The sequence below is a fragment of the Parasedimentitalea marina genome, from assembly GCF_004006175.1.
Lineage (GTDB): Bacteria > Pseudomonadota > Alphaproteobacteria > Rhodobacterales > Rhodobacteraceae > Parasedimentitalea > Parasedimentitalea marina.
In genome coordinates this window covers 2,183,747-2,196,059 of sequence record NZ_CP033219.1, presented here as the reverse complement: position 1 = coordinate 2,196,059, position 12,313 = coordinate 2,183,747, and the positions used below count along the sequence as shown (strand labels likewise).

General features: G+C 52.6%; 10 protein-coding genes. 3 read left to right on the top strand and 7 right to left on the bottom strand.

What is annotated here, in order from left to right; all coding sequences use genetic code 11:
- Positions 1-82: 82 nt before the first annotated feature.
- The 5 genes from EBB79_RS10660 to EBB79_RS10640 all read right to left on the bottom strand — a co-directional run bounded on the left by EBB79_RS10660 (position 83) and on the right by EBB79_RS10640 (position 4,237).
- Positions 83-331 carry a MoaD/ThiS family protein gene (locus EBB79_RS10660; protein WP_127748874.1) on the bottom strand — a complete coding sequence of 83 codons (249 nt, stop codon included), beginning with the start codon at positions 329-331 and terminating at the stop codon, positions 83-85.
- Positions 321-2,573, bottom strand: a complete 2,253-nt coding sequence (locus tag EBB79_RS10655; RefSeq protein ID WP_127748873.1) for a xanthine dehydrogenase family protein molybdopterin-binding subunit — start codon at positions 2,571-2,573, stop codon at positions 321-323. Before EBB79_RS10655 ends, EBB79_RS10660 begins: the two co-directional genes overlap by 11 nt.
- Positions 2,573-3,052 (bottom strand): (2Fe-2S)-binding protein, encoded by a 480-nt coding sequence (locus EBB79_RS10650; protein ID WP_127748872.1) that lies wholly within the window; start codon positions 3,050-3,052, stop codon positions 2,573-2,575. Before EBB79_RS10650 ends, EBB79_RS10655 begins: the two co-directional genes overlap by 1 nt.
- Positions 3,049-3,918: an FAD binding domain-containing protein gene (locus EBB79_RS10645; RefSeq protein ID WP_127748871.1), complete on the bottom strand. Its 870-nt coding sequence runs from the start codon at positions 3,916-3,918 to the stop codon at positions 3,049-3,051. The genes EBB79_RS10650 and EBB79_RS10645 overlap by 4 nt, the downstream gene beginning before the upstream one ends.
- A gap of 109 nt (positions 3,919-4,027) precedes the next feature.
- Positions 4,028-4,237, bottom strand: a complete 210-nt coding sequence (locus tag EBB79_RS10640) for a hypothetical protein (protein WP_238705058.1) — start codon at positions 4,235-4,237, stop codon at positions 4,028-4,030.
- 531 nt (positions 4,238-4,768) lie between these two features.
- Between EBB79_RS10640 and EBB79_RS10635 the strand changes: the two genes are divergently transcribed.
- The 3 genes from EBB79_RS10635 (at position 4,769) to EBB79_RS10625 (ending at position 8,885) form a co-directional block, all read left to right on the top strand.
- Positions 4,769-5,734 carry a TAXI family TRAP transporter solute-binding subunit gene (locus EBB79_RS10635; protein WP_127748869.1) on the top strand — a complete coding sequence of 322 codons (966 nt, stop codon included), beginning with the start codon at positions 4,769-4,771 and terminating at the stop codon, positions 5,732-5,734.
- 113 nt (positions 5,735-5,847) lie between these two features.
- Positions 5,848-8,457 carry a TRAP transporter permease gene (locus tag EBB79_RS10630; protein ID WP_127748868.1) on the top strand — a complete coding sequence of 870 codons (2,610 nt, stop codon included), beginning with the start codon at positions 5,848-5,850 and terminating at the stop codon, positions 8,455-8,457.
- Positions 8,454-8,885 (top strand): universal stress protein, encoded by a 432-nt coding sequence (locus EBB79_RS10625; RefSeq protein WP_127748867.1) that lies wholly within the window; start codon positions 8,454-8,456, stop codon positions 8,883-8,885. Before EBB79_RS10630 ends, EBB79_RS10625 begins: the two co-directional genes overlap by 4 nt.
- Before the next feature lie 27 nt (positions 8,886-8,912).
- Here the strand turns inward: EBB79_RS10625 and EBB79_RS10620 are convergent, their stop codons facing one another.
- The gene (locus EBB79_RS10620) at positions 8,913-9,962 is read right to left on the bottom strand and encodes a lipocalin-like domain-containing protein (protein WP_127748866.1); all 1,050 of its coding nucleotides are present in this window, start codon (positions 9,960-9,962) and stop codon (positions 8,913-8,915) included.
- Positions 9,952-12,300, bottom strand: a complete 2,349-nt coding sequence (locus EBB79_RS10615; protein WP_338045799.1) for an ABC transporter permease — start codon at positions 12,298-12,300, stop codon at positions 9,952-9,954. The genes EBB79_RS10620 and EBB79_RS10615 overlap by 11 nt, the downstream gene beginning before the upstream one ends.
- Positions 12,301-12,313 lie beyond the last annotated feature (13 nt).

Here is a 12,313-nt window from a genome sequence, read left to right as displayed (position 1 = left end):
GATGTCCTCGGCGGGCTTTTAATTTTGATCCAATTTTCATCTGGCTGAAAATATCCCGGGGCTTGGGGCAGGGCCCCAACAACTATCCGCCTTTTAATCGTTGCATCAAATAGATTTCCTGATCCGCGCCAAGGGGTTCGGTCAGACTTGAGGCAATGATGCGGCCATCCACAGCCACTGACACCCCGGCTTCAATCACCGGCGCCAACTGTGGAAAGTCTCTAACCAGAGCGGCCAACAGGTCTCCGGTGTTGGCCGCATCTACAGTTACTTTTTCCAGCCCTCCGGTCAGAGTTCGCAACCCTGACCAAAGATGGACTTTAACCTTCATGCGCCTGCGCCACCAGGGCCCGAAGAATACGCGGTGGCGACATTGGCAAATGTCGCAGACGAACGCCAGCGGCAGCCGAAACTGCATTGGCGATCGCCGCAAGTGGCGGCACAATTCCAGTCTCACCAACACCGCGAACACCATAGGGGTGGCCTGGGTTTGGCACTTCGACTATTACCGTGTCGATCATTGGCAGATCCGAGGCCACGGGGACCCGGTAATCCAGAAAGATCGAGTTCTGCAACCGACCATCTTCACCGTAAATGTATTCTTCGTTCAGCGCCCAACCGATGCCCTGCGCGGCACCGCCCTGAAACTGGCCTTCCACATAAGTCGGGTGGATCGCCTTACCGGCGTCCTGGATTACCGTGTAGCGAACAACAGCAGTTTTCCCGGTTTCGGGGTCAACTTCGGCATCCACGATATGGGTGCCAAAAGATACTCCGGCACCTTCGGGCGTCGCTTCAAAATGTCCCGATATCGGACCTCCGGTTGCACCCATATCTTTCGTGAGTTCAGCCAATGGAACAGGATCGAAGTTTCCGGCATTGGCACCCGAAGGTTTGGCACATCCATCCTCCCAGAAAACAGCGTCTTCTGGAATTCCCCACTTGGCTGCAGCCCTCTTGCACAGCTTCTCGACGGCATCTTGAGCCGCTTTGATTGTGGCTAGGCCTGATGCATAGGTAACCCGGCTCCCGTGAGAGACATCGTTATATCCCAGGGTCGCTGTATCAGCGATGGTAACCCGGATGTTCTCATAGTCGATGCCCAGAACTTCGGCAGCCATCAAGGCCATAGAAGCGCGCGAGCCGCCAATATCTGGTGTTCCAACCGAGATCTGACAAGTTCCATCCTCGGAAAGTGCAAGGCTAACAGAGGTTTCCCCGCCGTGGTTAAACCAAAACCCGCAGGACACACCGCGACCTTGACCTGGTTTCAATGGAGCCGAGTAGTGTGGATGTGCCTTGGCGGCCTCAAGTGTTTCGACCAAACCGATGCGTTGGAACCTAGGTCCATAAGACGCTTTGGTGCCTTCGCGCGATGCATTTTTCAGTCGGACTTCAATGGGGTCCAGACCAAGTTTATTGCACAGCTCGTCGATTACGGACTCAACGGCAAAAGAGGCCATCGGTGCGCCTGGCGCGCGATAAGCAGCCTGCTTGGGGCGATTGGAAATGACGTCGTAGCCGATCTGTTTCACGTTCTCTAGTGCATAGGGGGCAAAGGCACACATGGCAGAAAACTCCATCGGAGCCCCAGGAAATGCGCCACCCTGCAACCGGAAAATGCCCTGTGCTGCGGTAATAGTCCCATCCTTCATCATACCAATTTTGACGTCCATCGATGTTGATGACGTCGGACCCGTGGCGCGAAAAACTTCGGATCTGTTCATGACTATTTTTACTGGTCGGTTAGCCTTACGAGACAAAGCTAATGCGACGGGTTCAATAAATACGGTGGTTTTACCACCAAAACCGCCACCGATTTCGGATGCGGTAACCCGAAGCTGCGAGGTGTCGATACCAACCAATGCGGCACAGGTCTTTTGTGCAATCCAATGGCCTTGGGTGGTGCACCATAGCTCGCCTTTGCCGTCATTGCCCAACGTCGCAAGACAAGCATGGGGTTCGATGTAGCCCTGGTGGGTCGCTTCGGTTTTAAAACTATCTTCAATAACCAGATCTGCGCTGGCAAATCCGGCGTCGACATCACCATGGCCACTGTCATGATAACGCACCACATTTGGGTGTAGACCTGACGGAACCGACGCATCAGCGTATGTGTCGTTGAGGATGGGGGCGTCATCGGCCATGGCAGCGTCAACATCGGTCACATGCGGCAGGATTTCATAATCCACCTTGACCAATTTGGCTGCATCTCGGGCAATCAGCGCGGAGCTGGCGGCGACGGCAGCAACCGCATGGCCATCATAGAGAGCCTTTTCGCCGGCCATGACGTTTTCCAAAACAAAGGAAAATTCACCTGACAAATCCTTGGCAAAATCCGCGCGGGTCACTACGGATTTTACGCCATCCAGTTGTTCAGCTTTGCTGGTATCAATACTAATAATACGCGCATGTGCATGAGGACTGCGCACAATCGCGCCGTGCAGCATGCCTGGGGCATGAGCGTCAGCACCAAACTGCGCGCGACCCGTGACTTTGTCCAGGCCATCGGGGCGGTCAGGGCGGGAGCCGATGAATTTAAAATCGGTAGTCTTGCGATCATCCAAAGCCATTAGGAAGCCTCCCGCATATCTGCTGCAGTATCCATAACTGCGCGAATGATTTTATCATATCCGGTGCAACGGCACAGGTTTCCGGCCAACCAATACCGAACTTCAGATTCAGTTGGGTCTGGGTTCTTCTCTAGCAGTGATTTTGCCGCCACTAGGATACCTGGTGTGCAAATTCCGCATTGTAAGGCTGCATATTCAATGAACTTTTTCTGCAATGGGTGCAGGTTTTCGCCATCTGCGATACCTTCGACTGTGGTAATCGTTTTTCCTTCGGCCTCGACCCCCAGCATCAGGCATGAGCAAACCAAACGGTCATCCACAGTGACCGAGCAGGCACCACAATCGCCGGTGCCGCAGCCTTCTTTGGCGCCAGTCAGGTTCAGGCGGTCGCGCAAAACATCCAGCATCGTCTCACGTGGATCGCAAAGGTACTCGACAGTGTCACCGTTGACTGTGGTGGTTACATGAATGGTCTTCATTTGGTCACTCCCTGCGCGCGCGCATAGGCAATTTTAGCGGCGCGTTTGGCCAAGACTCCGGCAACATGGGTTCTAAACTCAATCGTGCCGCGTTTGTCGGAAATTGGATTGCAGGCTGCCGAAGCGGCCTCGGCCAGCCTGTCCAATGAAGCATCGTCCAGCGTGCTGCCAATGAGGGTGTCAGCGGCATCATCTAGAACCAGAACAGTAGGGGCAACAGCCCCCAATGAGACGCTGGCTTCGGTTATGACACCGGCGGTATCCAGCCGAAGGTTGACGGCACATCCCACAACAGCAATGTCCATTTCGGTACGCGGAATAAAGCGCAAATAGGCGTCTCCGCCGCGCTCACCGCGTGCCGGTATATGTACGGCTGAAATGACGTCACCTTGTGTTAGATGAGTACGCCCGGGACCGGCCGGAATATCCATCACTGGAACGCGGCGGGTACCTTGAGCGTTGGTGATCGATAGTTCCACGCCAGCTGTGGCCATGGCTGGCACGGAATCGGCGGCGGGCGATCCATTGCAGAGATTGCCTACCAAGGTGGCGCGACCTTGTACTTGAGTTGAACCGATCAAGTCCATGGCCTCAACAAGACCCGGCCAATCCTGGCCTAGACCAGCATGTTCGCGCATCTCAGCTCCGGGAGTGGCCACACCGAGTGTCCAACTTCCATCAGCGTTGCATGTTATGTTCTGGGTGCCGGGTATGTTTTTGATGTCGATAACAGTGTCAGGGGTGATAATATCAGCCCGCAATTGTACCAATACATCAGTGCCGCCTGCCAGAAAACGGGTTGTTCCCGTTGCGGCTAAGGCCAATGCGGCAGCATCCTCGAAACTATTTGGACTGTGGTACTGCATAAATGTTCCTTGGCTCATATCGGGAAGTGGTTTTCCAGAGCTGAAGGATATGCGGGAGGAACGCCAAGGTCCATCGGAATTAGTCGGTTTTAGTGAAAACTGCGACCATTCATCGGGCTCGCATGCCGCGTTCATATGCAGCCGTCAGGATGAGGTCCCATTTGCGGGGAGTTGTTCGGAACTCAGGCTCGACATCGAACATCAGTGGCGATCCCTGGCCTTGAGGTTCAGAGCGCGCTGCCAGAGAGACGCAGCGCTCGAGGGACCAGAAATCGTCGATCGTTGGGTTGTCAGAAATGACTTGGCTCAAATAAGTCAACGTTACCACTCCACCAGAAAATTTCATAATAATTCGGCTTACTTACAATAAGGGTCAGTTAGCCTATTTTTAGTAACTTGTCATGTCAGAAGTTCATTGTGATCGAGTGATCAGCACTTGCGAAGGTCACGACGATGTTAGGTTCACAAATTATGAGTTCAACATCAATTTCCTCTCGCTTAGGTTGTATTGATTTGAGTTTGAATATTGTGACGCTTTCAGGCGAAAAAGTAAATTAATTTTTGTTAAATGTGGGGAAATGACTGGAAAGGGCAGGGAGACTACCGTCTTTGACGGGGAAAATTCGAACAGGTTTGTCAGATAAGCAGAATTCACCCCCATCCAGCCTGCGACATAAACGCATACTCTTGACTTGAGCATAGGAGGATGGAACCGTCAGGGCGGATCGGGGACAAACCAAAAAAACCGGCTCACCAAGTCGAGTAAAAATCCTGTTGGGCTAATCGCCTAGCGGAATAGAAAGTGTCCGTGATCCCGATCTATACACATACAAGTGGGAGAGACTTGATCATGACAATCACTAAACTGACCGCAGGCGCGTTGCTGGCCGCCTCGTTCATGGCACCTGCAGCGATGGCAGAAGAATTCATCACCATCGGCACCGGTGGCGTAACAGGTGTCTATTACCCAACTGGTGGAGCAATCTGCCGTTTGGTAAACAAAGGCCGTAAAGAGCACGGAATCCGTTGCTCAGTTGAATCAACCGGCGGTTCTGTCTACAATATCAACACCATTCGCGAGGGCGAGTTGGAATTTGGTGTGGCTCAGTCTGACTGGCAGCATCATGCGTTCCACGGCACATCCAAATTTTCCGACGCTGGCGCGTTTGAAGGCCTTCGTGCTGTGTTCTCAGTACATCCTGAACCCTTTACAGTTGTTGCGCGTGCAGATGCAGGCATCTCCAACTTTGATGACCTCAAGGGTAAGCGCGTAAACATCGGCAACCCCGGTTCGGGTCAGCGCGGCACAATGGAAGTGCTGTTGGAGGCCAAGGGCTGGGGCATGGATGCTTTTGCATTGGCAACCGAGTTGAAGGCTGCTGAACAGTCTGCGGCCCTGTGTGACAATCAAATTGATGCCATGGTTTATACCGTCGGTCACCCGTCGGGTTCGATCCAGGAAGCGACCACAGCATGTGACTCGGTTCTGGTAACTGTTGACGGAGACGCTGTGACTGGCCTGATCGACGACAATGCGTTCTACCGCACAGCCACCATCCCTGGCGGCATGTACCGTGGGTCGGATTCAGACACCATGACCTTTGGTGTAGGCGCGACTTTTGTAACGTCGGATGCTGTTTCGGAAGAAGCTGTTTACACCGTTGTTAAGTCGGTCTTCGAAAACATCGATGCGTTCCGCAAGCTGCACCCAGCATTTGCCAACCTCCAGCCTGAGGAAATGGCTACAGCTGGTCTGTCTGCTCCGCTGCATGCTGGTGCTGCGAAGTATTACAAAGAGCAAGGCTGGATTGAATAATTCAATTTTGTAAAACAACGGGGCGCTTTAAGCGCCCCGTTTCACGCTTGGGGGTGACCTTTGGCGTCAATATTAAGGCCGCGTCTAAACGACGGCCATAGGGGAGATTATCCATGACATCTGATGTTCATGAAAATCGGCCGCTTACTGAAGATGAATTGCAAGACCTGGTGGCGTCCTCAGACGCCGGTGCGCGAAACCCTCCGGGGTCGATCGGGCTGTTTCTGGCAATCGTTGCGGTAATTTGGTCGGTGTTTCAGGTCATTTTGGCCTCACCAATGTCCAACATATTGTTGCCCGGAAGTGTGGTAAACAATTCACGGCAAATCCATTTGGCATTTGCTATGTTCCTGGCCTTTACGGCCTATCCTATGCTTAAGACCAGCCCACGCAGTTTTGTTCCGGTTCAGGACTGGATCATGGCTGTCGGCGGTGCATTCATCGCGCTCTACGGCTACATTTTCTACCAAAAAGTGGTTGCGTCCGGTGGTCTTGCGGATGATGTCGACAAGTGGTTTGCACTCCTCGGCCTGGCGTTATTGTTCGAGGCTGCGCGGCGTGCGTTAGGCCCAGCAATGGCGATCATTGCGGTAATTTTTCTGGGATACGTGTTCTTTGGCTCCTCGGATTGGCTGCCAGATGTCATCCGTTGGAAAGGTGCTAGCCTGAAAAAGGCGATGAGCCATATGTGGATCACTTCGGAAGGTGTGTTTGGCATCGCCTTGGGTGTTTCGACCAAATTTGTCTTTCTGTTTGTATTGTTTGGCGCGTTGCTCAGCAAAGCGGGTGCAGGCAATTACTTCATAAAAATGGCGTTTGGTGCACTGGGTCACCTGCGTGGCGGCCCGGCCAAAGCAGCTGTGGTTGGCTCGGCAGCGACGGGCCTGATCTCTGGTTCATCGATTGCCAACGTGGTCACCACTGGGACGTTTACCATCCCGCTGATGAAACGGGTCGGATTTTCCAGTGAACAGGCAGGCGCAGTCGAGGTTGCCTCGTCGGTCAATGGGCAAATCATGCCGCCGGTTATGGGGGCTGCTGCGTTTCTGATGGTGGAATACGTCGGCATTTCTTATGTCGAGGTGATCACACACGCCTTCTTGCCAGCGACAATCTCTTACATTGCACTGGTCTATATCGTGCATCTGGAGGCGGTGAAGCGTAACATGCCAACGCTGGGCAACCGTGTTGTCTCGATGGGTAAAACCATTGGCGGCATGGCGCTGTTCTTTGCTGGCTTTGCGGCGCTGTGCTATGGTGTGCAATATCCGGTCCAGTTGGTGGCGTACTTGATGCCGGGTGTTTCCAACATTGTGATGTCGGCAATTGTGGCAGCGACTTATGTGGCGCTGCTGTGGGTCGCCTCAGGGGTTGAAGATCTGGTGCCGGATGATCCGAACGCCAAGGTGGTTGAACTGCCAGTGGTGGGCGAGATCTATAAGGCAGGTCTGCATTACCTTTTGCCGATTATTGTCTTGGTCTACTTCTTGATGATCGAGCAGAAATCGCCAGGTTTGTCCGCGTTTTGGGCTACTGCGCTGTTGTTCGTTATCCTTCTGACCCAAAAACCGATCAAGGCGATGTTCCGCGGTGAAAGCGAAACCGCCAATGCCTTCAAAGAGGGTGTTGTGGATCTTTGGGACGGCTTGATCGAGGGTGCCCGCAATATGATCGGTATTGCACTGGCCACTGCCACGGCGGGTGTCATTGTTGGTACTGTGACGCTAACCGGTATCGGCCAAGTGATGGCGGACCTGGTTGAGTTTCTGTCGGGTGGCAATCTGATCTTGATGCTGGTTTTGGTAGGACTGCTGTCCCTTGTTCTGGGGATGGGCCTGCCGACCACTGCCAACTATATCGTTGTCAGCTCGCTGATGGCTGGGGTCGTGGTTGAACTGGGCGCACAATCGGGATTGGTGGTACCCCTTATCGCGGTGCATTTGTTTGTGTTCTACTTTGGGATCATGGCGGATGTAACGCCACCGGTTGGCCTCGCCAGTTTTGCCGCAGCTGCGGTTTCTGGCGGCGACGCGATCAAGACAGGTTTCATCGCATTCTTCTATAGCCTGCGAACCGTGGCACTGCCGTTTGTGTTTATCTTCAACACCGATTTGTTGTTGATCGATGTGACGTTGGTACAAGGAATTATTGTCGCGATATCAGCAACCATAGCCATCCTTGTGTTCACGGCTGGTACAATGGGGCACTTCCTTACCAAGTCACGCGTCTACGAAAGCGTAGCACTGGTTTTAGTGGCTTTTGTGTTGTTCAGACCTGACTTTGTTATGAACCGGCTTATGCCTGCTTATTCCGATGTCGCGCCGACCGAGCTGGTGCAAGTTTTGACTGAGGCTGAGCAGGGTAGCGAGCTGCGGATTACGGTCCAGGGTCCAGATTTCGACTCTTCCAAAGTGAAATCAACCACTCTGGTGATGGTGATCGAAGGTGAAAGCAACGGACAATCCCGCGCCGACGCCTATGGGTTCATGCTGCTAGAGGAAGACGGCCTGATGAAACTTGACGAGCCAATGTTTGGTACGCCGGTTTCAACCAAGATCGAGAGTTTTGATTTCTATGGCGATGAGCCGGTTCAAATCACAGCGATCCAAGCGCCTGCCGAACAATTGCCCAAGGAACTGGTATACCTGCCGGCATTGCTGTTGCTGGCCTTGGTGGCCATGTTGCAGCGTGGACGGGCCAGTAAAGAAGGAGTTCCCGCATGAGCAAGTCAGTCCTTTGTGCCGTCGATCTTGGCAACGCCGAAATCCTCAACAAAGTCATTGTTCAGGCAGCGACTTTGGCTGGGCAGGATGGCGCGCAGCTGGATGTGGTGACTGTTCTTCCCGATTTTGGTGAAAGCTGGGTTTCAGGTTTCTTTGAGGAGCATCACCACGAAAAGGCGGTCAAGGAAACCGCAGCGCGACTGCGTGAGGTTTGCGAGCAAGCGGTGGGGAATGAGCGCAACGCAAAAATTCGCCATCTGGTGGCGACGGGTACCGCCTATCAGGAGATCCTGAAAACAGCTAAAGCGGCTGGGTCAGACTTGATTGTCATCGGGGCACATAAACCGGACTTGCAGGATTACCTGTTAGGGCCAAACGCAGCCAGAGTAGTCCGACATTCGACGTGTTCGGTCTTTGTGGTTCGCTGAAGCGAACGGGGGCGCCAATAGGCGCCCCTATTCATATCCTGTCATTTCCAGATACCCACGACCCGTGTGGCTTCCGGAAATGGTAACTGGTCCCTCCCAGTATGGAAATGAGGTCCCCATCCAGCTTTGCTTGTTAATTGTTTGAATTTTAACGGAAACTTCATGATCCCGAAGGTTGATTTTCCATTCAACGGGAATGGTTCGACCTTCAACTATGCTATAGTCCAACGGTGTTGCCTGAAGCGCGCCAGGTGCCAATGGTGTGGCGCTACCGTCAGCCTCAATCCAGGTGCCTGAACTAAAATCGCCACTGTCTCCGCGCAGAATAAACCCCATCAGTTTTGCACCGCTATCAAATCTCAACGAAAACCAGTCCCAGCCATTTTGATCTTCAGCCAGGGGTTGGCTTGACCACTCACGATCTAACCAACCTTGTCCCAAGACCTCTACAGTACCAGTAGGAAGAGTTAGCCTTCCGGACACCGAATAACTGGGCTGCGAGTAATAGTGGCTGGCCTGTCCACTGGCAGATTTCACTGAGTAGCCATTGTCTCCTTGTAGAACCAGAGGGCCGCTAGCAGTCATAGATAAATCATAGGCGAATTCACGACTGCTGGCATTAACCGTCAGGTTTTGCAAAGTGCGATCAGAACTGGTCATCTCCCAGTTATCTATCCAGGCGGTGAAAGGTTGAGGGGTAACCCCTGCTTGGCCAATGCCGCCCCTAGCTAGACGTTCGTCGAAATACTGGACTTCCGGAGTGGTGAGGCCTGCGTGGCCCATCCATATTTGTGGGCTGGACCAACCAGAAAGGTCCTCGGTGCTGAGAGCGGTTCGAAATAAAGTCCATTGCACACCATACTCACGACCATCATCGCCATTAAGGTTGGCCGTCAAGTACCACCACTCAATCCGAAAATCAGAATGAGGACTATGATCTAGAGGGAACGTCAGTGCCTGCTGTCGGTCAGGAATTGCAAATCCTTCAACCTGCGTCCCAAGCCCCGCAAAACCCTGTGATGACGCCTTTATAGGCAGGCAAATTATCAAACTTGTAAGCAGTAGTTTAACGCTCATGAGCAAACACCTTAAGGAGATCTGCTGGCTTGATGCGCGCCAATTTAAAGGCAGGAATTGCTGCAGCTACTGCGGCTGAGATCAAGGCCAGCACCAACAAGCGTACCCAGTCCATCGGAAACAGATACATTGGCAACCGCCAACCAAAGGCCTCGACATTTATCACTGACAACAACACCCAAGCCAGAATGAGCCCAAGTGGAAGTGCCAATACGGTTGTCAATGCGGCCAAAGTGAGGCTGCGCAGTAACTCAAGCCAAGCAAGTTGTCGTCTGGAAATACCTAGCGCCCAAATTGGAGCAAGTTGCGGTAGCCGCATGTTCCAGAGTGTCAAAAGACTGGTCAGGATCGCGAATCCAGCTACGCCAAAAGTCAATAAATTGAGAGCACTGGTAACGACAAAAGTCCGATCAAATACCGCCAAAGATCTGGCCTTGATATCGGCTTGGTTAACAACGGTTACCGACGAAGAATCAAATGCTTCTTGGATTTTGTTTATCAACTCAGGGGCATCGTCTGGTGGCAGTCTCAGACCAAATTGTCGATTGGGTATATTGTCCACCCGTTGCAGCAGGTCTGGCAGTGAAATTATGATCTGACCATTTGGATTTCCGTAGTCAGAATACACGCCGGATACTGTTGTCTGCCACTCCTCGGTAAGCGCCAAAATGTCACCAGGCCAAAGATTCAGACGGCGAGCCAATTGTTCATTAATCATCGCTCCCTCTCCCTTAAAAACCACGTCCCAGGCAGCAGAGCTGGACTCCAAAATTGGCCAGTTTTCTCGATATGTGGGGTGATCGATGACACCGTAAACCCGCAGTGGCGACCCCTCGTAAGGAACCTCCGTCCAGCGAATTGGCAGTGTGGTAATGCCTAGATCGGCTAGCCAGTCAGTCAATACTTCTGCCTGATCATCATTATTTACGGTAAGGTAGATCTCCGCCGAAAGCCGTTGATCCATCCAACCAAGAAAGGTGAGGCGGAAACTGGAAACCATTGTTCCGACGCCAATATTGGTCGCCAACGCTAATAGGAGTGCCATCATTGCAAGTGATACTCCTGGGAGCTGTGCACGCATATCGGCCCAAACCCATTCGGATAATGCGCTCTGGGCTGTTCTGCCGCCCATTGCAAGCAATTTGGACAATAGTAGCGGCAGGAGCACAGCAACTCCCAACATCAATCCAGCAAGCAGAGCAAATCCGGCCATCAATCCATCAAACAATAGTATTGTGAAACAACCCGCCAGTACCAGACCACAGCCAAAGATTGCCATCGTCCGGTGGCTTGAACGTGCGATGAGCTTCTGGGCTTGAAGTCCTGGCGCTGATAGCAGTGGCATCCTGAAAAGATTTACAAAAGCCTGAACACTGGCAACCAAAGTGCCAAATATCGCCATGCCAAGACCAGATGCAATCCAACTCTTGCGTAGGGTGAAATTGCCATCGACAGTTTCTCCATACAGACCGTTTAACGTTGCACTTACATCAGGCAGCAGTGTGCCGGCCACAAGGTAGCCGAGGATTAAACCCAGACTTCCAGCAATCAATGCGATTATCATCAGTTCTCCCAAAAGCAGTCCAATCAAAAGGCGAAATGAAACGCCCATAGCTCTGAGAGTTCGAAACAAATTACGCCGCTGCTCAATGCCCAATCCAACCGAACCGTGGACAATGAACAGACCAACGGCAAAAGACAGCAGACCAAAGGCCGATAGATTCAGATGAAAACTGTCGGCGAGGCGATCTGCCTGGGCGCCACTTGCAGTCCGCCGGACCAATTCGGGGGCAAGGCCGGCTAATGGGGCTAACCCAATTGGCTGATCCCGCAGAATGATCAGTCTCGATATTTGTCCATACTGTTCAAGTAGTTCTTCGGCAATGCTGATGTCAGTTAACACTACACCTGTCGGAAGATTTTCGGTGAATGTCACAGGTGGTAAATTGGAGTAACCGTTTAAATATCTCCGTGTACTCGGGTGCAGAAATAGACGACCGCGCGGGCTCAAGGCATCCAATTGTGACGATGCAGTGGATGATAATGCAGATATGGTCGGATGGTTCAGTGGATCGATGCCAATTAAAGTGACCGATCCATTGGGAAGGCGCCAAAGACCCTCCAGAACCGGCGCCAATTTCCAGCCTGCGCGCCGTAACAACACATATTTTGCCACTGATATACTGCCATTTTTGGGAACCAGGCTATCCAATCCTGTCGAGCCCAATTGGGTCGATGCGCGTTCATAGGAGGCTCGTGCTTCACCGTTTATGGCCTGCACAGCAGACCAAAGCCCTGTAGCTAAAGCCAATCCAGTAATCAGGGTCAGAAGCTGCAAGGGGTGGAACCTC

Bases quoted from the DNA above. Each gene is read 5' to 3' on its own strand.
- EBB79_RS10660 (WP_127748874.1), bottom strand. From the start codon at position 331: ATGAAGGTTAAAGTCCATCTTTGGTCAGGGTTGCGAACTCTGACCGGA.
- EBB79_RS10655 (WP_127748873.1), bottom strand. From the start codon at position 2,573: ATGGCTTTGGATGATCGCAAGACTACCGATTTTAAATTCATCGGCTCC.
- EBB79_RS10630 (WP_127748868.1), top strand. From the start codon at position 5,848: ATGACATCTGATGTTCATGAAAATCGGCCGCTTACTGAAGATGAATTG.
- EBB79_RS10620 (WP_127748866.1), bottom strand. From the start codon at position 9,962: ATGAGCGTTAAACTACTGCTTACAAGTTTGATAATTTGCCTGCCTATA.
- EBB79_RS10650 (WP_127748872.1), bottom strand. From the start codon at position 3,052: ATGAAGACCATTCATGTAACCACCACAGTCAACGGTGACACTGTCGAG.
- EBB79_RS10635 (WP_127748869.1), top strand. From the start codon at position 4,769: ATGACAATCACTAAACTGACCGCAGGCGCGTTGCTGGCCGCCTCGTTC.
- EBB79_RS10645 (WP_127748871.1), bottom strand. From the start codon at position 3,918: ATGCAGTACCACAGTCCAAATAGTTTCGAGGATGCTGCCGCATTGGCC.
- EBB79_RS10625 (WP_127748867.1), top strand. From the start codon at position 8,454: ATGAGCAAGTCAGTCCTTTGTGCCGTCGATCTTGGCAACGCCGAAATC.